Raw genomic sequence first — 20,940 nt, forward strand, 5'->3', positions numbered from 1 at the left:
GGAGGGGAAAGAAATGCAATCTAGAGCAAAGTTAAGAGGATTGTTAGTAATTACGTTACTTCCGGCCCTTTTGCTTTATAGCTTTTTCGTCATCGTACCCATTTTCTGGTCTTCGTACTATGGATTTTTTAGTTGGTCCGGGCTGGGTGAGGAAACTTTCATCGGGTTCCAAAACTATATTGAAGTCGTTCAAGATCCAGTATTTTGGAGGTCGTTTAAAAATAACTTAATTATTGTAGGAGCATCTGTTTTAGGGCAAGTTCCAATTGCATTAGGACTTGCTCTCCTACTCAGAAAGAGTAACTTATTCCAGCGCTTTGTCCGATCAGCAGTTTTTTTGCCGATGGTTATATCTACCGTAGTAGTTGGTCTAATCTGGGGCTATATTTTTGACCCTGAGATGGGCGCAGTGAACACGGTACTAAGGGCAATTGGACTTGAAGGATGGACAAAAGCATGGCTTTCTGACCCATCTGTAAATATGTACGCAGTAGCTGTACCGATTATATGGAATTATATAGGACCTTACTTAATTATCTTTATTGCTGCCATTCAAAACATGCCGGCAGAAATTGAAGAGGCTGCATTAATTGATGGAGCAACTGGTTGGAGAAAATTATTCTATATTATTCTGCCGAATATGTGGGGAACTATTAGAGTTGTTATAGTCCTTTGTATTTCTGGTAGTTTAAAAGCGTTTGATCAAGTCTTTGTAATGACTGGTGGTGGACCGGCACAATCAACTGAAATTCTAGCAACCTATATGTATAATAATACATTTTTAGTTTATAGATATGGTTTTGGGTCTGCTATATCTACCTTAATCATTATTTTAAGCCTTATTCTGATTTTAATAAGCCAAGTTTTAATGAAGAAAAAGGACTAGGGAGGTGTCAACTAGGTGAGTACTGAAACGTATAAAAAGAAATCTTCTGTAATTTTATATTTAAAGGAAGGATTATTTAGAACAATCAAGGTGTTGTTTTTAAGTCTCTTTTCTTTACTGATGATTTACCCATTATATTGGCTGATTACAAGTTCCTTTAAAACAAATGAAGAGTTTTTTACACAACCGTATGCATTTCCAACAAGTTTCAACTTCGAGAACTTTACGAGGGCATGGGAAGTTGCCAACCTTGGGCAGGCAATGATTAATTCTACGGTTGTTACAATTAGTGCAACCGCATTAACTGTGTTTCTAGGAGCGTTAACTGCGTATGTATTATCACGTTTTTCATTTAAATTAAAAGGCTTTTTGGTTGTTTTCTTTTTACTAGGGATGTTGATACCTGTCCACAGTACTTTGGTGCCGCTATTTACGATGATGAATAAGGTTGGACTGTTAGATAGTTATTGGGCACTCATTCTACCTTATACAGCATTTGAACTTCCGATCGCGATCTTTTTGACGGTTGCCTATATGAGCGCAATACCGAAGGAGTTAGAAGAAGCAGCAGTCATAGATGGTAGTGGTTACTGGGGGGTTTTCTTCAAGATTATGCTTCCATTAAGTGTCCCGGCATTAGCAACAGTGACTATATTGGCGTTTTTGCGAAGCTGGAATGAGTTTGTTTTTGCATTGGTGTTTATTAATGATAGTGCATTAAAAACTTTACCATTAAGTTTAGCAGTATTCTCTGATGGATTTAGTACAGATTATGGGCTTACGATGGCTGCGATGACGATTGCTGTTATTCCTACCATTATCATGTACATTCTGTTCCAAGAACAGATTATGAAAGGTATGGTAGCGGGAGCAGTTAAGGGATAAGAAACAAAAAGGCGGTGTGGCAGATGAATGTTATCCTTAATAAATATGTTCTTGTTCTACAAAAAATATATTGGTTCGCCTATTTACAAGCACTGTGGATGTTATTTACCTTGATCGGTTTAGTTGTTTTGGGAATCTTTCCTGCTACACATGCCCTTTTTACGGTCATGAAGGAAAGGGATTTATCTTCGAATAAAGCATTTCATGAATTTCGGAATGCTTTCACACGTTCTTTTATTAAATTGAACGGTGCTGGCATTCTATTTGGGTTAATGCTCAGTTTAATAAGTACTAATATATTTATTTTGGAATCTATCTATATCAAATATTTAGTTATGGGTATGCTTGGGTTGATATTTTTAAGTATGATTCATTTTTTTCAATATTTCGAAAGCAAAAAGCCAATTCTCTCCCAAATAAAAAAGGCATTTTCCATCGTATGGATTCTCCCTAAAAGTAATGTGGGGTATTTGTCTATTTTTATTTTATTATTACTTGCAATTGCAATTATTCCCGGAATCTCGTTCTTTTTTGGTATGAGTGTAGCCGTATTTTTTATTGTGAAAATTGGAGGTTCAGAAGAAAACCTAAAGTTAAATACACAACTGACGGAAAGGAGCAACTTATGAACAAAACGGGATTGAAAGTTGTAACAATAGGTGGGGGTTCTAGTTATACACCAGAACTAGTCGAGGGATTTATAAGAAGATATGAATCGTTACCAATTAAAGAATTGTGGCTAGTGGATATTGAAGAAGGAGTAAATAAATTAAATATTGTTGGGAATCTTGCTAAAAGAATGGTAGAAAAAGAAAACATTCCAATGGAAATACACTTAACCTTGGATCGCCGAGCTGCATTAAAGGATGCTGACTTTGTTACAACCCAGTTTAGGGTAGGACAGTTAGCAGCAAGAGCAAAAGATGAAGAGATTCCACTAAAATTTGGTGTAATTGGTCAAGAGACCAATGGACCAGGAGGTTTATTTAAAGCGCTTCGAACCATTCCAGTTATTCTTGAGATTGTGGAAGAAATGAAAGAATTGTGTCCGAAAGCTTGGTTGATAAACTTTACGAATCCTGCCGGTATGGTGCTGGAAGCCATTTTTAGGTATACAAATTGGACAAAGGCAGTTGGGGTATGTAATGTTCCAATTGGAATGGAAACAGGCGTCGCTGAAGCTCTTGAGGTGGAACCTGAACGAATTAATATTGACTTTGGAGGGTTAAATCATATGGTATTTGGCCTCACCATTTACCTGGATGGTGAGAATATTACAGAACTTGCCATTGAGAAGGTTGCTTCTAATGAAAAGGAAATCACCATGAAAAATATTAAGAACTTATCCTTTGAACCGGAATTTATAAAGGCGTTGAAAATCCTTCCGTGTCCGTATCATAGGTATTACTACAAACAAAAGGAAATGTTAGAGGCAGAACTAAAAGCCTACGAAGAATCAGGTGTTCGTGCAACAGTCGTTAAAGATTTAGAAGAGGAGCTTTTTGACCTTTATAAGGATGATAATCTAAATGAAAAACCAAAACAACTAGAAAAACGTGGCGGGGCGTATTACAGTGATGTGGCATGTAACTTAATTGATTCTATCTATAATGATAAGGGGGATATCCAGACAGTGAATACACTTAACAATGGATCGATTGCTAGTATACCAGCCGAGTCAGTAGTAGAAGTTAGTAGTGTTATAACAAAAAACGGTCCTAAACCTATTACTATTGGGAACTTGCCAATTCCTGTCCATGGACTTGTTCAACAAATTAAGTCATTTGAAAGAATGGCTATCGATGCAGCAATTACTGGTGATTATCATACGGCTCTCTTAGCAATGACGATTAATCCCCTAGTTGCATCAGATACCATTGCTAAACAGATTCTTGATGAAATGTTGGAGGCTCATAAGGAATTTCTTACTCAGTTTCCATAAGATAATGCTAAACAACTTATAACTGCACTTAGGTGGTGATAAGTTGTTTTAATATAATAAATGGTCAATACAAGATGAACAAGTCAAAAAATGAGGCGATCAAATGAATAAATACATAGCTTTTGACATAGGTGGTACTTTCTTAAAATATGCGGTGGTTGGCGCTGACAGTAATATTTTGGAACATAACAAAGTAAAAACGCCGAAGACGCTGGATAGTTTATTAAAAGCCATCCATACATTTGCTGCGCTACATAAGGATGTACAAGGAATTGCAGTAAGTCTGCCAGGTGCTGTATCAAACGAGGGAATTGTGTATGGTTCAAGTGCCATCCCTTTTATCCATGGTCCTAACGTAAAACAATTGATTGCAAGTGGGACATCGTTACCCGTTTATATTGAAAATGATGCAAATTGTGCAGGCTATGCTGAAGTCTGGGCAGGGGCAGCAAAGGGGAAAAAGGATGTTTTAGTTATGACAATTGGAACAGGAATTGGCGGCGCCATCATTAAAAATGGTGAAGTGCATAAAGGTGCAAATCTCCATGGTGGTGAATTTGGATTTATGCTATTAAACGCCAACAACAAAGATATGAAAGAAGAGGAATGGGTACGAATGGATGCAACGTTGTCCATGGTAAGAAAAGTAGCCAAAAGAAAAAATGTTGATCAGGATACCCTCTCCGGCGAGGAAATCTTTACCTTAGCCGCTTCTGGAGATCGGATTTGTATGGAGGCTATAGATGACTTTTTCCACCTGTTAGCAATCGGAATATTTAACTTACAGTATATCTATGACCCAGAGATTATCTTATTAGGTGGTGGCATAAGTGCAAGAGAAGATCTAAGCGAGAGAATTTATGAGAAACTTGATAGAATCCTAGAATCATATCCTAAGGCAACCATAAGACCTAAAATTGGAACCTGTAATTTTAGGCAGAATGCGAATCTACTAGGAGCAGTATACGGGTTAATAAAAGGGATAGAGCGTAATGTGTTGTAAGGCTAGTTTAATATGAAAAGGGGTAAATTCATGGGAAAAACAACTATTATACCAAAAGATTTTATGTGGGGAGGCGCAGTTACTTCCTTTCAAACAGAAGGTGCTTCAGAGCAGTATGGGAAAGGATTGTCCATTATCGATGCTAGAGAAGTTCCGGAAGCTTTTTCTGATTGGAAGGTAGCTGTAGACTTCTATCATCGTTATAAGGAAGATATCGCGCTATTTAAGGAGATGGGATACAATGCTTATCGAACGAGCATCTCCTGGTCACGAATTTTCCCAGATGGTGATGGGGAAGTTAATGAGGAAGGGCTACAATTTTATGATGACCTTATCGATGAATTGATAGCAAATGGAATAGAACCCATTATGACGCTTTACCACTTTGATTTACCACTTGCCTTAGCAGAAAAATACAATGGTTTTGCATCAAGACAGGTGGTTGATTTATTTGAAAAGTATGCCCAAACTGTCTTTACGCGGTATAAGGACAAAGTAAAGTATTGGATAACATTCAATGAGATTAATTTAGTATTATTAAACCCGGATTACTTTGGTATTACGGATCCGAACCCTTCTGAGAGATTAAAATATCAACTTTGCCATAATGTTCTTATAGCACATGCAAAAGCAACAAAGGCAATGCGTGAGATTGTTCCAAATGGGGAGATGGGTGGCATGATCTCCTATATCTCTACATATCCAGCTACTTCAAAGCCTGAAGATGTTCTTGCGAATTACAAAGCAAAAGAGCAATTAATAGATCTTTATCTCGATGTCTTCGCAAATGGAGAATATCCAACCTATATTACTGCAGAACTAGAAGCGAAAAATAATATGCCAATCTTAGAAGAAAACGATCTATCCATATTAAAGGAAAATATAGTAGACTACTTATCCATTAGTTATTATCAAAGTAGAATTGTACAGCATCTAGAGGGACAAGGTTTCGCAGAAGGAATGACGAGAAACCCAAATTTACCAGCAAGCGAGTGGGGAGCTGCAATCGATCCAATTGGGTTAAGAATTGCTTTAAAAGATATGTATGCCCGTTATAGATTGCCAATTTTTATCACGGAAAACGGTATCGGGGTAAACGAGGAACTTGATAAAAATAATCATGTAGATGATCACTATCGAATTGATTATCTTAATCAGCATCTTAAACAAATGAAAATCGCCATGCAAGAAGGGGTAGACGTAATTGGCTATCTCACATGGGGGTCAACGGATATCTTAAGCTCAAAAGGCCAAATGTCCAAACGTTATGGGAATATTTTTGTGAATCGTGAAGAAAAGGATTTGAAGGATTTAAAGCGATATAGAAAAAGTAGCTTTCATTGGTTTAAGAAGGTGATTGAATCAAATGGTGAAAAGCTTTAGGAAAGGGCTGGGAGAGCTAGATTCTCCCTCATGAGGATTTGGCTGTTTGTCAATATGGAGTAATTTATTAGAGCGTTCCCATTCGGGAAGGTTCTTTTTTATCTTTATCTCATTATAGGAGGAGAAAACTTGATTTGATCTAGGAATAAATTTCTAATGACTTAAGGATAAGGACTTCACTGATTTTTTTAAAAATTTTTAATATATGGTAAAATGAAATTGTGAAAAAATGTTACTCGACTAAAAGCAATTTAATGACGTAATTACCACTCATTAGTAAAATAAGGGGATTGAGTATAATAGTAACCAATAATAGAGACCTACTAATATTGCAAAATATGGATATTCGGATTAATCACTTCAAACGTTATTACAGCATCTCTTCAAACAAAGTTTTAAAGATAAACACACTCCTAAGTAAATGTGTCCCTTCTTTACAATTCAAAGGCGAAACAACATGATACGATATATATTGAACCCATTAAATGATACAAAGTTAACTGGAACTAGTAGCGTATCTTACTACTAGCCCTACCTTTTTAATATATAAAATTAGGAGTTGAAATGTTTTATGAAACCACGGATTACAGTAATTACATTAGGTGTAGATGATTTGGAAAGATCTTTAAAGTTCTATCAAGACGGGTTAGGGCTTCCAACAGAAGGTATAGTTGGTAAAGAATTTGAGCATGGTGCAGTTGCCTTTTTTGACTTTCTATCTGGCATAAAACTTGCTATCTTTGAGCGCAAAAACATTGCACATGATGCTCAAATTGATCAGACCATCCCTAGTGCAACTGAATTTACCATTGGTCATAATGTGGAAAGTAAAGAAGAGGTTGATAAAGTAATGGAGCAGGCAAGGAAGGCCAAAGCAATTATAACTGTTGAACCACATGACACGTTTTGGGGTGGTTACGCTGGTTACTTTCAAGACCCGGATGGCCACTTGTGGGAAGTAGTATGGAATCCACATTTGGAAATCAAAGAATAACTCAATTTACATTACTTTTAATCGGGCAGGTATTGTTTAACAAGAACATAACTTAATAGCACGAAGGGATGGGTCTTTTATTAAGACAAAAGTGATTGAATTCTTATTTAACGGCGAAAAGTATAAACTCGCGAGAATTTTTGTTCTCATTTTGTTATTTTTAATTGCCTTATATCTATCGTCTGTTTTTGGAGTTCCCATAATCGATATTTATGTACCTATTTTAATCGTTGGATTAGTGATATCTGTAATCGAAATAACGTGGTACAACAAGAAAAAGAAAATCAAAACAAGGGCTAGAGATTGGGTAGTAATAGTAATATGTTTAATTATTTTGATGATATGGGGTTATCTAAAGTTGCAAGAAAACAAATTAGAAAATGAAGTTTATGATGTTATTGAAGATAAAGTTCAAGATGAAACGTTTTCGATAGAATTTATAGACGAAGTGGACTACAAAGAAAAAGAATACATTTTCGTTAGATATACCATTAAAGGTGACCCTACTGAATATTTGGGATGGTATTATCGGAAAGATGGAGAATTGGTTCATGATGTAACAAGAGAAATAGGGAATGAAAATGATTAGTTTGTTCAATTAACGCTACTTTTCGTAAGAAAGAACATGGGTTAAATTCAAGAACATCAATCATCATGCTGATTGTTGCTTTTAAAATTGAATTTTTCTTGATTTTACTTTCCATACAAACAACAAATTGGAACAAACATTCGCATAAAGTTATAATGATAGAAACAAATTTAAGGGAGTTGTGCTTTATGAGTCAAAGAGTTTCCTACTATGATGTGGCACCTGAGGGTATGAAGATTGTGATGGATATGGAGAAATACACTAAAAAGTCTTCCATTAGTCGTACTACAAGAGAACTTATTAAAATCAGAGTTTCCCAAATTAACGGCTGTGCTTTTTGCATAGATGTGCATACATCTGATGCTCGTAAAATGGGTGAAACGGAGCAAAGAATTTATTGTTTACATGCTTGGGAGGAATGTAACTTTTATACACCTGAAGAAAGAGTAGCTCTAGAACTATCTGAGCATATTACATTAATCCCTACAAAAAGAGTTCCTGAAGAACTTTATAAACGGGTACGTAAGCAATTTGATGAGAAACAATATGTGGACCTTGTTCTCATTATTAATCAAATCAACAATTTGAACAGAATCTCTATTGCAATGGGAAATACACCAACTGAGAAATAGTTTCTCTCAAGGAACTTTTTATGATTTTTACTTTTACATTAGGTAAGACCCATTTATTGAAGACACATCCTCTAATACAAACGTCCGGCATATATAAAAGGAGCAAAGTAAAATTTGCTCCTTTTTTGTTTTTATTTCTTTTTCAGCTGCCTGAGATATCCCATGGAAGAGGCATATGCTGCTGTTCTTGCAGGGACTCCTTTTTTCATTAAGCTCTCTGCGGTTTCTTCAATCATTTCTCCAGCACCTTTGTTTTTCAAAGCAGACCCTCCTTTCTCGTTTATTATCTGTGGGGAGAGAGAAAATATTTGTCGAGATCCTTATGCTTAGAAATCCAAAAGCTGTGTTAATGCCTCTTGTTAAACTAGTCAGATAGGTTCTCCCGGTGATAAATTTAGTAAGGAGGAAGTAAAGTCGATAACATCTGCTTATCTAGGGTTAACCTTTTTTGGGTAAGCGGGGGAAATCTTGGGTTGAGGGGAACTATATAGGTTGCTGAGCCCTTCTTAGTGCACGTACTTTTAAGTATCCGTAATTTTCGGACATTTTTATAGATTTGTAGGATATTAAGAACAAAGTGAAATTGTTACACTTTATGTAAGCGCTTAATAATTAAAGGGGGAACAAAATGAGAGCATTAAAATTTTTATTTTTAGGAGTAGTGGTAGCTTTAGTTTTAGCTGCATGTGGAGATAGCGAAGAGACTCAGTCTAAGGAAGGGGTAATTGAATTAACACTTTGGAATGATTGGACAGAGGACCGTCCAGAAAATACGGTTTACAAAGATATTATTGAAAAATTTAATGCGGAACACGATGATATTGAGATTATTAGTGAAAGCACTCCTCATGACGACTATGAGATTAAATTGCGGACACAGGCTGCTGGGAATCAATTGCCAGATTTGATGCGCGTATGGCCTGGAACGAGAATAGAGCCATTCGTCGAGGGGGATGCCCTGTTACCGTTAAACCCCATTATTGATCATTGGGAAGGGACAATTCCCGAGGAGATCTTACAGGATTATGCATTAGGAGAAAATTACTATGCAATTCCATCTAATGTTAGTGAAACAAGTCTGATTTTCTATAACAAAGAGCTTGTAAGTGAAGCAGGATTTGATGAATTTCCGTCAACCTATAAGGAACTTAAGGAATTAGTGGATAGCTTGAATAGCGATAATGTTACGCCGATCTCTGTTGGGAATAAAGCGATTTGGCCATTACAATCTGTCTTTATTTCTGGAATTGCGGATCGTTATACAGGTAGTGACTTCCTCCACAATGTATTGAATGAGGATGGAACGTTTGAAAATGAACAATTTATTAATGCCCTAACTGTCATTGATGATTTGACGAAATCTGGAGCATTTAATGAAGATATGAATACTATTGACGAAGCTCAATCTAGAAATGAATTTATTAAAGGGTCAACTGCGATGCATTTTGCTGGCTCCTGGGCTATTGGGCCAATCATGGATAGTGTAGATGATCTGGAGAATATTGGTGTTGCACCATTTCCTTCTTTTGAAGGTGGAGAGGGAGACGCCTCTAAAATTTCTGGAGTCGCCGGTGGTGGAATTGCCGTTAATAGCCAACTTAGCGAAGAAGAGCAAGAGGCAGCATTTGAGTTTCTTAAATTTTACTATAGTGAAGAACTGTTCCAAGAATTAGTCAAGGCAAATATTATCGTTCCAGCTGATGTAGAAATGGACGATAGTATACCAGAAGTGTTTAAGGAGGCAAACAGCTTAGCTCAAAATGGGCTCTCACCTGTTTATGATGCGACCTTATCACCGGAGTTGACGGACATTATTAATAATGGGCTTCAATCCATTACAATTGGGGATACAACACCAGAAGAGCTTGCAGCAGAAATGCAAGCGGAATTGGAAAAAGCGAATGAATAATCAATTTATACACAGGTTGCCGGTTTTTACGGCAGCCTGTGAAAATTGGAGGACGAAAAGATGCAGCTAACACATAAAAGTAAAGCAGCAATCATGATCGGTTTACTTCCCGCCTTTTTGATTTATGCTGTCTTTGCCATTTATCCCATTTTGCAATCCTTTTATTACTCCTTGATGGAATGGGATGGATTTACTGATATGACCTTTGTTGGTCTAGATAACTTTCGGAATCTATTTGAAGATCCTTTGTTTTGGAATTCGGTTAAAAATAATATCTACGTTGTGCTTGCCTCTGTTTTAGGTCAGATACCACTTGCGTTGTTCTTTGCACTTTTACTCAATCGTAAAATAAAAGGACTTAAATTCTTTAGAACGGTTGGCTTTCTCCCGGTGGTACTTTCAACAGTCGTTATCTCATTAACTTGGAGCTTGATTTATAATTCTCAGAATGGAATGTTAAACGAAATTCTGAGAAGCATTGGACTTGGTGTGATGGCACAAAACTGGCTTGGTGATACGAAGTGGGTAATGGCCGCCGTCTTGGTTACCGTCATTTGGCAATTCATCGGGCTTTACTTAATTATTTTTCTTGCGGCTTTACAGAATGTACCAACAGAAGTATTAGAAGCAGCAAAAATGGACGGAGCTTCCGAATGGACGACAACCTTTAAAATTACAATCCCAATGATCTGGCATACGATTATTGTCGCGGTAATTCTATGCATCTCCGGGAGTCTAAAGACGTTTGATCTTATTTATGTCATGACAAATGGTGGGCCAGCTCATTCTTCTGATGTAATGGCACTCTATATGTTCAATGAGACATTCAATAAACTGCAATATGGATATGGTAGTGCGGTTTCTGTATTCATCTTCTTCTTTAGTCTTATATTAATTTTTATTGTTACGAAGTTATTTGGTAGGAAACTAATTTAAGGAGGGGTGTGAATGAATTCTACATTACCTATTGAGAAAAATAAGAACAAACAAAATGAATCAAAAATCAAGAAAAGGGTCACAAGAATTATCATTTATACATTACTGAGCCTGTTTGCGCTTATAAATGTCTATCCCATCGTTTGGATGGCGATAAACTCGTTTAAGTCTGAACAGGAGTTTACGGTTAATCAGTTTGGTTTTCCTTCAAAATTCAACTTTGAAAACTATGCCAATGCTTGGGAAATAGCGAATCTCGGTGTGTTATTTAAAAACAGCATTTTTATCTGTGTCACTGCAACCGTTGTTACCGTGATTATAGGAGCTTTGGCCTCTTATTTCCTGGCCAGGTTTCATTTTAAGTTAAATAAGGTTATATATACGTTTTTTATCTTTGGGTTGCTGATACCGATTCATGCCACACTTGTACCGATGTTTATCCTAATGAAAAATCTTGGGCTGCTCAATACCGAAATTACATTGTTATTTCCTTATATTGCTTTTCATTTGCCGATAACCATTTTTATTTTAACCAGCTTTATGAGGGCGTTTCCAAAGGATATTGAGGAATCTGCTATTATGGATGGTGCTGGGATATTCCGAATCTTTTGGTCCATCATTCTACCAATGTCACGACCAGCAGTTGCTACGGTTATCATTCTGAATTTCATATATAATTGGAATGAGTTCTCTTTTGCTTTAGTGCTGATTAATGATCCGGAATTGCAAACATTACCACTGGGGCTGGCTAATTTTGCAGGGCAATTTACAACAAACTACGGGGCACAAATGGCAGGATTAACGATGTCACTTGTTCCAATAGTGATTTTCTATCTGTTTTTAGAAAAAGAGATTGTAAATGGTATGACCTCCGGAGCAGTAAAGGGCTAATTGCAGCAATAAAAAGCTAAAGGATAGGTTAAATCATGTTAAAGAGATGGGGCTTGAAGAGGAAGTTTATTACATTTTTCTTAGCATTAACTGTACCAATTCTTGTTATTAGTATCTTAATCTATTATCAAACTGGAATTGTATTGAAAAAACAGGCAGTAGAGGAGGCAACGGAGAGGTTAAATAGAAATGAGCAGAATCTGTTAGATGTTTTTTCAACGGTAGAAACGATGTCTTCCTACATGATTTACGACCGTAATTTTCGGGAGATGTTTACTGCTACAGAGGAAGAAATCTACCAACCAGAATATAGGGAAGCAATGGAGGTGATAAAAGGATATTTTACATTTCAGCTTATCTCCAATCCTTACATTAATTCTATTTCATTAATTAGTAGAGACGGTCATCTAGTTGAACATGGTGAACCAGTAAAAGGAAACGAATCAAAACTTGATCAAGCTGCAAGGGACGCAAACGGCAGCGCGGTCTGGAGTGATCCCTATCAAGTAACGAGCAGTTGGAATGATGATAAATATGTTATCAGTCTATCCAGACTGATTAATGATATGAATAATATAAGTGAACAAATTGGTTTAGTTCGTATACGGCTTGATCCAACAGACTTGTATAACCAAATGGAAGTTCCTTCTCAACGCGGTGAATATTTTATTTTTTCGGATCAAGGAGAGGTCATCCTCCATCAAGATGCTGACTTAATTGGCAAGCAATTTCCGGACGCTGGTCTCACAGACTGGGTAACAGAGGGAAAGGAAGATTTCTTCAGTTATCAAGATGGTGATAGCCACTATCTCGTTGTTAAAAATCAACTTGCTAATACAGACTGGTTCTCTGTAACGGCAATAGATGAAGGTAAACTTGTAGCAGATTTAACGAATGTACGGGTATTGATTGGCTATTTAATTGGTATTCTTCTCTTAGCAGGAATGTTGTTCTTTCTTTTATTTTACCATTCTACTATTAAACGGGTTATTGAATTGACCAATCAGACAAAGCAAGTGGCGAATGGGGATTTTACTGCCAGTGTTTATGTAGACTCCGACGACGAGATTGGAAAACTCGGACTTCGTTTTAATAAGATGGTTAAAACAATTCAACGACATATTGAAACAGAGTATAAGTTGAAAATAAAGCAGAGAGAATCAGAGTTAAAAGCATTACAGAATCAAATTAACCCACATTTCTTGTACAACACGCTAGATATGATTCGCTGGAATGCAAGGTTCGAAAATGCACCGGAGACCGGACATCTAATTGAACGCCTTTCCAAAATATTTCGGATGAACCTAAATAACGGGAAAACATGGGTAAGGTTTAAAGAAGAGATCGAATACAGTCAAGCCTACCTTGAACTGCAAAAAAAGCGGTTAGGTGAACAACTGGATTATCATATTGAGATCGATCATGATCTGAAAGATTATTATGTGATGAAGCAGGTGATCCAACCTTTAATTGAAAACAGTATTCAACATGGTATAAAAAATTTACCGAGACAAGGAATCATCCGAGTTCATTGTTACCAAAGGAACAATCAAGCTGTGATCGATGTAATGGATAATGGTTGGGGATTTAGTGAAGCAAAGGGGAATGGTGAAGAGCACGCTGGGTTTGCTTTAAAAAATCTACATGATCGCATATCGATCGTATTTGGCAAACCGTACGGTCTCATCCTTTTGGATACAGACGAAGGGGCATCCGTTCGATTGCTTCTGCCACTTTTAAATGAGGAAAAATCCAAAGAATTAGGTGATTAGTTGATGCCATTCAAGTTACTTATTGTCGATGACGAACCAATTACCAGACGTGGCTTAAGGCAGACAATTTATTGGGGAAAACACCAGATTGAATTTGTTGAAACGGCAATGGATGGGGTGGACGCCATCCGTAAAATAAACGATATGGGCGGTGTCGATCTTGTCTTGTCAGATGTCCGAATGCCGAACATGGATGGTCTGCAACTGGCTTCATATTTACAGCAGCACTATCCTAAGACGAAAACAATGCTCATCAGTGGTTATGACGAATTTGCGTATGCCAAAAAAGCAATGCAGTCAGGAGTAAAGGATTACTTGCTGAAACCAGTTGATATCGGTGAACTAGAGTTAAAAGTAGAGAAACTTATTAGTGAAATAGAAGAAGACCAACAAATAAAAGACGAATTACAGAAAAGCGAAATCAAAAATGCTATTTTCCAACAGATTTACCACACTACTGATAACAATTCACCTCTTCAGTTAGGGCTAAATGTAAGGGTTTACCCATTTATTTGTCTGGTAAAGGATTATGTCCAGCAAGCCCAGCATTACTCGAAGCAAGATATGGAAATATTTCTCCACAATATAAAGCAATCGATTGAGCGCGTAGCGGAGGAGCTTGGATTTGAAGCGATATCGATGTATATGAGTAAAGGATTACTGTTCACCTGTCTAATACAAAGCCGTGATAGAGAGTTCCATTTAGAAAAGCTTATAGAAGATGTGATGAAACAAGTCTCTTATTATTCCCTATCTTTTGTATGGAGTGATTCGGTTATAGCTATTGCTGATATAAAGGATATTTATAGCGATCTCTTAAAGGTTTGTAAGTATTTCCCGCTAGTTGGGGAGAATGAAATACTTTTTTCCAATCATAAACTGACACGGCCAATTGCGCAGAGTTATCCTCATGACATCGAGAAAGAATTAATGGAAGTACTTTATCATGTGGAATGGAAGGAAAGTGACCAGATACAATCCCATGTCGAAAAGCTATTTCTCTATTTTAAAACAAACGCATTTTTCCTTCACGAGGTAAAGGACGTGTGCACACAAGTCCTTAATAATTTGTTGAAGGAATATGAAGGATTACCAGGTATAAAAGCCGTACATGCCGATTTTCATTACCAGCAATCAATTGACCTTCTTTTATTCAATTCATACGCCTTGTTACAGCGGTTGTTTGAACAAGATATTGAGCGAATAAGAGAAAAGCTGGATTTAAAAAAGGTAGAGAAAGCAGATTGGCTTGTCCAGCAAGCAGAAGAATATATTCAGTCCTATTTCCGTTCTGCAATAAAAGTTCAAGAAGTGGCAGATGTCATTAATGTATCCGCTAACTATTTCAGTACGTTGTTTAAACAGAAAACGGGAGATAACTTTAATGAATATGTCAATCGATTAAGAGTGGAAGAAGCAAAATCATTGCTTGTAAATACCCCGTTTAAAGTAAGTGAAATATCGAAACAGGTTGGCTTTAGAGAGTATAAATATTTTGTGCATGTATTCAAGAAATTCTCTGGGTTGACACCAACTAATTACCGAAAGCTGACAGTAAATGAGTAACTTCATGCATAAAATAAGGAGGAAATAGAAATGACAAATGTAAAAGTAAAGGTTCCCAATGATTTTATGCTGGGTGCCGCAGTTTCAGCTTGGCAGACTGAAGGATGGGTAGGGAAGAAAGAATCTCAGGATTCTTACTTAGATCTCTGGTATAAACATAATAAACATGTTTGGCATAATGGTTTCGGTCCAGCTATCGCAACAAACTTCTATGAACGATATGAGGAAGATATTCAAAACATGAAAGAAATTGGATTAACCCATTTTCGGACGTCAATTAACTGGTCGCGGTTTTTAGTAGATTATAAGAATGCAGTGGTAGATGAGGAGTATGCCTCCTATGTGGATGATGTCATTAATAAGCTCATTCAAAATGGTATTGAACCAATGATTTGCCTAGAACATTATGAGGTACCAGCTGAATTATTTGAGGAATATGGCGGCTGGGGCTCTAAGCAAGTAGTTGAATTATTCATTGCGTATGCAGAGAAAGTTTTTGAACGTTATGGGCACCGTGTCAAACATTGGTTTACCTTTAATGAACCAATTGTTGTTCAGACACGTGTCTATTTAGATGCCATTCGCTGGCCGTTTGAACAGAATACAAAAAAGTGGATGCAGTGGAATTACAATAAAGGCTTGGCAACAGCTAAGGCAGTCAAGTTATTTAAAGAAATGGAACTCAAGGAAAAATACGGTGCAAAAATTGGTGTCATTCTTAATCCAGAAGTGACATATGCTCGTTCAACTGCTGAACATGACCAACAGGCAGCAAAAATGTATGACTTGTTTTTCAATCGCGTCTTTCTTGACCCCTCCATAAAAGGAGAATATCCAAAGGAATTATTTGATGTTATGGAAAAACACGCTATCACCTTTGATTATACAGAAGAAGAACTAACCTTGATTAAGGAAAATACAGTGGATTATGTCGGTCTGAATCTTTATTTTCCCCATCGCGTTAAGGCCAGTACTTCTGCTTGGAATGAAGAAGCTCCTTTTCATCCTTCGTATTACTACGATATGTTTGAACTACCTGGGAAGAAAATGAATCCTTACCGTGGTTGGGAAATCTATCCAAAAATCATGTATGATATGGGCGTTCGAATGAAAGAGGAATATGACAATATGGAATGGTTCATTGCTGAAAATGGGATGGGAGTAGAAAATGAAAAAAGATTTAGGGATGATTCGAATATCATTCAAGATGATTACCGTATCGAGTTTATTAGAGAACATTTAAAATGGTTGTTAAAGGCAGTAGATGAAGGGGTTAATTGTATAGGATATATGCTTTGGGCATTCACTGATAATGTATCACCAATGAATGCATTTAAAAATAGATATGGATTAGTGGAAATAGATTTAGAGGATAATCGCAACCGTCACCTGAAAAAGTCTGCTTATTGGTATAAAGAGTTGATAGAATCAAAAGAATTTGAAGCAGTGAATGAAGCGGTTTATAAGTGAAATCTATGGAAAGTTTGAAAAGTGAGGTGACTGAATGAACAAATATTTAGCATTTGATATTGGTGGGACCTTTTTAAAATATGGTGTTGTCTCAGAAGAAATGGGGGTCTTGGAAACAAATAAAGTGAAGACCCCAGACTCCTTGGAGGGATTATTATCGGCCATGGGGGAAATTTCTCAGTTGTATAAGGATGCTAAAGGGGTGGCAGTAAGTAGTCCCGGTGCCGTTTCTGAAGATGGCTTTATAAAAGGCTCATGTGCTTTGCGTTATTTACACGGTCCCAATATAAAACAATTGATGGAAGAACGACTAAACGTGCCCATTTTCATAGAGAATGATGCACATTGTGCAGGCTATGCCGAGTTCTGGAAAGGAAATGCGAAAGTGAAAAAAGACGTACTTGTTATGGTACTTGGAACAGGAATTGGTGGCGCTGTTTTTAAAAATGGAGTACTGCATAAAGGGGCAAATTTGCATGGGGGTGAATTTGGCTATATGCTTCTGAATACTGCTGTTCAGAATAGTAATGACGTGTGGAGTAGGAGAGCGTCAACCAAGGCATTAGTCAAAGAGGTTGCCAGACAAAAAAATATCGATATGGCATCCCTTTCTGGGGAGCAGGTTTTTAGCATGGCAGAGGCTGGAGATAAAGTTTGCTTGGAAGCTTTGGATAGGTTTTATCACATATTGGCAGTTGGGATTTACAATCTCCAATACATTTATGATCCAGAGATAATTTTAATTGGTGGAGGCATTAGTGCAAGAGAAGATCTGATTGATAACATTAATGAAAAGCTAGACGGAATCATGGAAGCTGTGGATCTCGCAAAAATTAAACCTACCATTGCATCATGTCACTTTCGGCAAGATGCCAATCTGCTTGGAGCTGTGTATGGCTGGCTAAAGGAAAGGGATGGTTGTAATAGAAGAATAATACGAAATTAAATCTCTGAATATTGAAATTTTTAAAAGGGGGGAATAAAATGGAAAACAGTAAATTTATGCAGTTTCTGGAGCGCTTTTTTTTACCGATAGCAGATAAGCTAAATAACAATCGATATTTAGGTGCTTTGCGTGACGGGTTTATGGTAGCACTGCCAATTATAATCTTTGGCTCTATGTTTGTAGTTATTGCAAATCTCCCTTTCTTGGATAGGCTACTAAGCGAGGATGCATACACGGCATATAAGGATGCACTCGGACCAGCCTCAGCAGCAACTTTAACCATCATGGGAATGTTTGTCATAGTCGGAATTTCATACAAACTAACAGAATATTATGAAGGAGATGCCATCTATGGAGGGGTTACAGCGCTTGCCTCATTTCTCATCCTAACACCACAAATGCTTGAGGGTGTTAGTGGCGTAATTCCGACATCAAGTCTTGGAGCAGAAGGGCTATTTCTCGGAATTATAACAGCTTTCATGTCTGCAGAGTTTTATCGTTTCTTTTTGCAGAAAAATTGGATGATCAAAATGCCGCCTGGTGTACCAGAGGCCGTATCCAGATCGTTTAGTTCCTTAATTCCGATTACCATGACCCTATCCATCTTTTTATTGATACGAGTATTATTTAACATTACTTCATTTGAAACGGTGCAAAATTTTATTTATACCGTTATCCAACAACCGATAACAGCTTTGGGAAGTGGATTACCTGCAGCAGTGATTGCGGTGCTCTTAATCCAAGTTTTTTGGTTCTTTGGCTTACATGGACAGATAATCGTAAATTCTGTGATGGATCCGATTTGGATGACCTTATCTCTTGAAAATTATCAGGCGTTTCAAGCTGGAGAAGAGAGACTGCATATTGTAAATAACCAATTTATCGATACATTTATTGTAGGTATGGGTGGTTCAGGAATGACAATGGCCGTTATTCTAGGGCTATTTTTAGTAGCCAAAAGTAAGCAATTGAAGCAGCTTGGAAAGCTTGGTGCTCCTCCAGCAGTTTTTAATGTAAATGAACCAATTATCTTCGGGTTGCCGATTATTCTTAATCCACTAGTTGTAATTCCATGGCTATTAGCTCCAGTGGCCGTTACAATCGTTACTTATTTTTCCATGTCGGTAGGCCTAGTTCCTGTGTCCACCGGTGTTCATGTTCCATGGACAACACCCATCTTTATTGGTGGAATGCTAACGACGAATTCGATAGCAGGAGGGATAATGCAATTAGTTAACTTAGTAATTGTGACCTTAATTTGGATTCCATTTCTGAAACTATTGGATAAGCGATATTTTGGAGAGGAACTAGTAGGTGCGAACAATGAAGTGGCGGCCGTTAAAAAGGAGTAATAGTAACCTTTATAATAAGTAAGGCTTAAATATTTCTACAGATTCAAATGTATTACGGGTAGGTGATCTATATTTGGCCCTATTAAGCTCAGTTATTATTGTTAAATGAAATCACAAATGATAAAGGGGGAAATGTTGTCATTGATGTAGTGGGCACGCCACAAACATTTGAACTAAGTGTAGATGTTGCATCACCTTCTGGCTATGTTTTGACACTTGGTTTTGATACAAGGCCATCGTAGATCCCAACAAAAAAAGAGCTAACAATTGTAGGCTCAAGATTGCAGACAGGGCAATTCCCTTATGTTATTGATTTAATGAACAACACGCATAATGGTTTGGCTCATCTCGCAGGTGGACGTTATGCCAACAGGTGGAATCAATTTTGGAAATATGAAGGACTGGATCCAAGCAGGGGCTGTCGCTATGGGAATTGGCAGTGATCTTACAAAAGCTTATCGCAAGAACGGGACAGAAGGCGTTATCGCATTAGCTCAAAACTATACAGATATGTAGGGAGGGTGGCGAAATGAATATAACTTTTCGCTGGTTTGGAAGGGACAACGATACGGTCTCGTTAGAAGATATTAAACAAATCCCAGGGGGGAAGGGGATTGTGTGGGCACTACATAAGGTGCCAGCTGGTGACCTATGGACCGAGGAAGCAATTGAAGAAGAAGTGAAATATATTCAATCCCACGGCTTTCATGCAGAAGTAGTAGAGAGTGTGAATATCCATGAATCGATAAAAATTGGAAATGCAGACAGAGATCGCTATATAGCTAACTATAAAGAAACAATCAAAAATTTAGCCAAGCATGGAGTGAAGGTTATTTGCTATAATTTCATGCCTGTATTTGACTGGGTTAGAACAAACATGAAAGAGCCATTACCTGATGGATCCACCGCCTTATTTTTTGAGAAGATGATTGTGGAAAATATAAACTTACAAACGATGGCAGATGATGTGATTAACTCAAGTGATTTAACCCTACCAGGTTGGGAACCGGAAAGGCTAGCTAAAATAGAGGAACTACTTGAGGAGTATGAGTCTGTCACAGAGGATGATCTATGGGATAATCTTGCATACTTTTTAGATGAAGTACTACCCGTAGCGGAAAGCCATGGAGTAAAACTGGCGATTCACCCGGATGATCCACCATGGTCTGTTTTTAACCTGCCTAGAATAATGAAAAATGCAGCGGATATAAACCGTTTATATTCTTTATCTGCTTCACCATCGAACACGCTAACATTTTGTTCAGGTGCACTAGGAGCAAATCGGGAAAATGATACGGTAGAAATTATAAAGAATGTTGTAGAGAAAGCGCCATTTTTACATGTGCGTAACGTGAAGATTTTTGAAAATGGAAACTTTATTGAGACATCTCACTTATCATCAGATGGCAATATTGATATTAAAAATATTATGAAGCAGTTAAGTGACATCAACTATGATGGATATATCAGACCAGATCATGGTCGGCATATTTGGAACGAGGTATCCCGACCTGGTTACGGACTCTATGATAGAGCACTTGGAATCATGTATTTAAACGGACTCTGGGATGCATATCAATCAGTCAAAAATGAGGAAGCCAACTATGTTTCCAATACAGGAGAATATTGAAGGAAAAGTAGCAGTCATTATAGGTGGGAGCGGCGTATTCTGCTCAGACATGGCAAGGGAATTAGGTAGACAAAAGGTAAAATAGCCATCTTAAATAGAACATTAGAAAAAGGTCAGCAGATGGAAGACGAGATTAATTAGGATAATGGAGAAG

The 20,940-nt window shown here is 37.3% G+C and carries 21 protein-coding genes; 20 read left to right on the forward strand and 1 reads right to left on the reverse strand.

What is annotated here, in order from left to right; all coding sequences use genetic code 11:
* Positions 1-13: 13 nt before the first annotated feature.
* The 9 genes from AC6CHS_RS09605 to AC6CHS_RS09645 all read left to right on the forward strand — a co-directional run bounded on the left by AC6CHS_RS09605 (position 14) and on the right by AC6CHS_RS09645 (position 8,314).
* Entirely contained in the window at positions 14-886 is an 873-nt protein-coding gene (locus AC6CHS_RS09605) for a carbohydrate ABC transporter permease (protein ID WP_498235803.1), read from the forward strand.
* A gap of 84 nt (positions 887-970) precedes the next feature.
* Entirely contained in the window at positions 971-1,771 is an 801-nt protein-coding gene (locus AC6CHS_RS09610) for a carbohydrate ABC transporter permease (RefSeq protein ID WP_498236467.1), read from the forward strand.
* 23 nt (positions 1,772-1,794) lie between these two features.
* On the forward strand, positions 1,795-2,400 hold the full coding sequence (locus AC6CHS_RS09615; protein WP_498235804.1) for a DUF624 domain-containing protein: 606 nt from the start codon (positions 1,795-1,797) through the stop codon (positions 2,398-2,400).
* On the forward strand, positions 2,397-3,713 hold the full coding sequence (locus AC6CHS_RS09620) for a 6-phospho-beta-glucosidase (protein WP_498235805.1): 1,317 nt from the start codon (positions 2,397-2,399) through the stop codon (positions 3,711-3,713). The genes AC6CHS_RS09615 and AC6CHS_RS09620 overlap by 4 nt, the downstream gene beginning before the upstream one ends.
* Before the next feature lie 103 nt (positions 3,714-3,816).
* On the forward strand, positions 3,817-4,716 hold the full coding sequence (locus AC6CHS_RS09625; protein WP_498235806.1) for an ROK family protein: 900 nt from the start codon (positions 3,817-3,819) through the stop codon (positions 4,714-4,716).
* A 30-nt stretch (positions 4,717-4,746) separates the two neighbouring features.
* Positions 4,747-6,099, forward strand: a complete 1,353-nt coding sequence (locus AC6CHS_RS09630; protein WP_498235807.1) for a glycoside hydrolase family 1 protein — start codon at positions 4,747-4,749, stop codon at positions 6,097-6,099.
* 571 nt (positions 6,100-6,670) lie between these two features.
* Complete coding sequence (locus AC6CHS_RS09635) at positions 6,671-7,093, forward strand: VOC family protein (RefSeq protein ID WP_498235808.1); 423 nt, start codon at positions 6,671-6,673, stop codon at positions 7,091-7,093.
* A gap of 91 nt (positions 7,094-7,184) precedes the next feature.
* Positions 7,185-7,682, forward strand: a complete 498-nt coding sequence (locus AC6CHS_RS09640; protein ID WP_498235809.1) for a hypothetical protein — start codon at positions 7,185-7,187, stop codon at positions 7,680-7,682.
* 188 nt (positions 7,683-7,870) lie between these two features.
* Positions 7,871-8,314: a carboxymuconolactone decarboxylase family protein gene (locus tag AC6CHS_RS09645; RefSeq protein WP_498235810.1), complete on the forward strand. Its 444-nt coding sequence runs from the start codon at positions 7,871-7,873 to the stop codon at positions 8,312-8,314.
* Between the two features lie 131 nt (positions 8,315-8,445).
* Here the strand turns inward: AC6CHS_RS09645 and AC6CHS_RS09650 are convergent, their stop codons facing one another.
* Entirely contained in the window at positions 8,446-8,574 is a 129-nt protein-coding gene (locus AC6CHS_RS09650) for a hypothetical protein (RefSeq protein WP_259343693.1), read from the reverse strand.
* 368 nt (positions 8,575-8,942) lie between these two features.
* Between AC6CHS_RS09650 and AC6CHS_RS09655 the strand changes: the two genes are divergently transcribed.
* From AC6CHS_RS09655 to uxuA, 11 genes are all read left to right on the forward strand, one after another.
* A complete protein-coding gene (locus AC6CHS_RS09655) occupies positions 8,943-10,223 on the forward strand; it encodes an extracellular solute-binding protein (RefSeq protein WP_498235811.1) in 1,281 nt (426 codons plus the stop codon).
* 60 nt (positions 10,224-10,283) lie between these two features.
* Entirely contained in the window at positions 10,284-11,159 is an 876-nt protein-coding gene (locus AC6CHS_RS09660) for a carbohydrate ABC transporter permease (RefSeq protein ID WP_498235812.1), read from the forward strand.
* A 12-nt stretch (positions 11,160-11,171) separates the two neighbouring features.
* On the forward strand, positions 11,172-12,050 hold the full coding sequence (locus tag AC6CHS_RS09665; RefSeq protein WP_498235813.1) for a carbohydrate ABC transporter permease: 879 nt from the start codon (positions 11,172-11,174) through the stop codon (positions 12,048-12,050).
* A 35-nt stretch (positions 12,051-12,085) separates the two neighbouring features.
* Positions 12,086-13,822, forward strand: a complete 1,737-nt coding sequence (locus AC6CHS_RS09670) for a sensor histidine kinase (RefSeq protein WP_498235814.1) — start codon at positions 12,086-12,088, stop codon at positions 13,820-13,822.
* Positions 13,823-13,825: 3 nt separating this feature from the next.
* Positions 13,826-15,388, forward strand: coding sequence for a response regulator transcription factor (locus AC6CHS_RS09675; RefSeq protein WP_498235815.1), 1,563 nt, complete (start codon positions 13,826-13,828; stop codon positions 15,386-15,388).
* A 30-nt stretch (positions 15,389-15,418) separates the two neighbouring features.
* Positions 15,419-16,858, forward strand: coding sequence for a glycoside hydrolase family 1 protein (locus AC6CHS_RS09680; RefSeq protein WP_498235816.1), 1,440 nt, complete (start codon positions 15,419-15,421; stop codon positions 16,856-16,858).
* A 34-nt stretch (positions 16,859-16,892) separates the two neighbouring features.
* Entirely contained in the window at positions 16,893-17,804 is a 912-nt protein-coding gene (locus AC6CHS_RS09685) for an ROK family protein (protein WP_498235817.1), read from the forward strand.
* Between the two features lie 38 nt (positions 17,805-17,842).
* Positions 17,843-19,156 carry a PTS cellobiose transporter subunit IIC gene (gene celB / locus AC6CHS_RS09690; RefSeq protein WP_498235818.1) on the forward strand — a complete coding sequence of 438 codons (1,314 nt, stop codon included), beginning with the start codon at positions 17,843-17,845 and terminating at the stop codon, positions 19,154-19,156.
* 98 nt (positions 19,157-19,254) lie between these two features.
* Entirely contained in the window at positions 19,255-19,398 is a 144-nt protein-coding gene (locus tag AC6CHS_RS09695; RefSeq protein WP_498235819.1) for a hypothetical protein, read from the forward strand.
* A 91-nt stretch (positions 19,399-19,489) separates the two neighbouring features.
* Complete coding sequence (locus AC6CHS_RS09700; RefSeq protein ID WP_498235820.1) at positions 19,490-19,672, forward strand: hypothetical protein; 183 nt, start codon at positions 19,490-19,492, stop codon at positions 19,670-19,672.
* A 13-nt stretch (positions 19,673-19,685) separates the two neighbouring features.
* Complete coding sequence (uxuA, locus tag AC6CHS_RS09705) at positions 19,686-20,786, forward strand: mannonate dehydratase (protein WP_498235821.1); 1,101 nt, start codon at positions 19,686-19,688, stop codon at positions 20,784-20,786.
* The last annotated feature ends 154 nt before the right edge of the window (positions 20,787-20,940 follow it).

The organism is Oceanobacillus sp. GQ8 (assembly GCF_059758495.1).

Excerpts from the sequence above, each read along its gene's own strand:
- AC6CHS_RS09655 (WP_498235811.1), top strand. The coding sequence starts at position 8,943 with ATGAGAGCATTAAAATTTTTATTTTTAGGAGTAGTGGTAGCTTTAGTT.
- AC6CHS_RS09680 (WP_498235816.1), top strand. The coding sequence starts at position 15,419 with ATGACAAATGTAAAAGTAAAGGTTCCCAATGATTTTATGCTGGGTGCC.
- AC6CHS_RS09630 (WP_498235807.1), top strand. The coding sequence starts at position 4,747 with ATGGGAAAAACAACTATTATACCAAAAGATTTTATGTGGGGAGGCGCA.
- AC6CHS_RS09605 (WP_498235803.1), top strand. The coding sequence starts at position 14 with ATGCAATCTAGAGCAAAGTTAAGAGGATTGTTAGTAATTACGTTACTT.
- AC6CHS_RS09700 (WP_498235820.1), top strand. The coding sequence starts at position 19,490 with ATGGTTTGGCTCATCTCGCAGGTGGACGTTATGCCAACAGGTGGAATC.
- AC6CHS_RS09675 (WP_498235815.1), top strand. The coding sequence starts at position 13,826 with ATGCCATTCAAGTTACTTATTGTCGATGACGAACCAATTACCAGACGT.
- celB (WP_498235818.1), top strand. The coding sequence starts at position 17,843 with ATGGAAAACAGTAAATTTATGCAGTTTCTGGAGCGCTTTTTTTTACCG.
- uxuA (WP_498235821.1), top strand. The coding sequence starts at position 19,686 with ATGAATATAACTTTTCGCTGGTTTGGAAGGGACAACGATACGGTCTCG.
- AC6CHS_RS09620 (WP_498235805.1), top strand. The coding sequence starts at position 2,397 with ATGAACAAAACGGGATTGAAAGTTGTAACAATAGGTGGGGGTTCTAGT.
- AC6CHS_RS09660 (WP_498235812.1), top strand. The coding sequence starts at position 10,284 with ATGCAGCTAACACATAAAAGTAAAGCAGCAATCATGATCGGTTTACTT.
- AC6CHS_RS09615 (WP_498235804.1), top strand. The coding sequence starts at position 1,795 with ATGAATGTTATCCTTAATAAATATGTTCTTGTTCTACAAAAAATATAT.
- AC6CHS_RS09670 (WP_498235814.1), top strand. The coding sequence starts at position 12,086 with ATGTTAAAGAGATGGGGCTTGAAGAGGAAGTTTATTACATTTTTCTTA.
- AC6CHS_RS09685 (WP_498235817.1), top strand. The coding sequence starts at position 16,893 with ATGAACAAATATTTAGCATTTGATATTGGTGGGACCTTTTTAAAATAT.
- AC6CHS_RS09645 (WP_498235810.1), top strand. The coding sequence starts at position 7,871 with ATGAGTCAAAGAGTTTCCTACTATGATGTGGCACCTGAGGGTATGAAG.
- AC6CHS_RS09665 (WP_498235813.1), top strand. The coding sequence starts at position 11,172 with ATGAATTCTACATTACCTATTGAGAAAAATAAGAACAAACAAAATGAA.
- AC6CHS_RS09635 (WP_498235808.1), top strand. The coding sequence starts at position 6,671 with ATGAAACCACGGATTACAGTAATTACATTAGGTGTAGATGATTTGGAA.
- AC6CHS_RS09625 (WP_498235806.1), top strand. The coding sequence starts at position 3,817 with ATGAATAAATACATAGCTTTTGACATAGGTGGTACTTTCTTAAAATAT.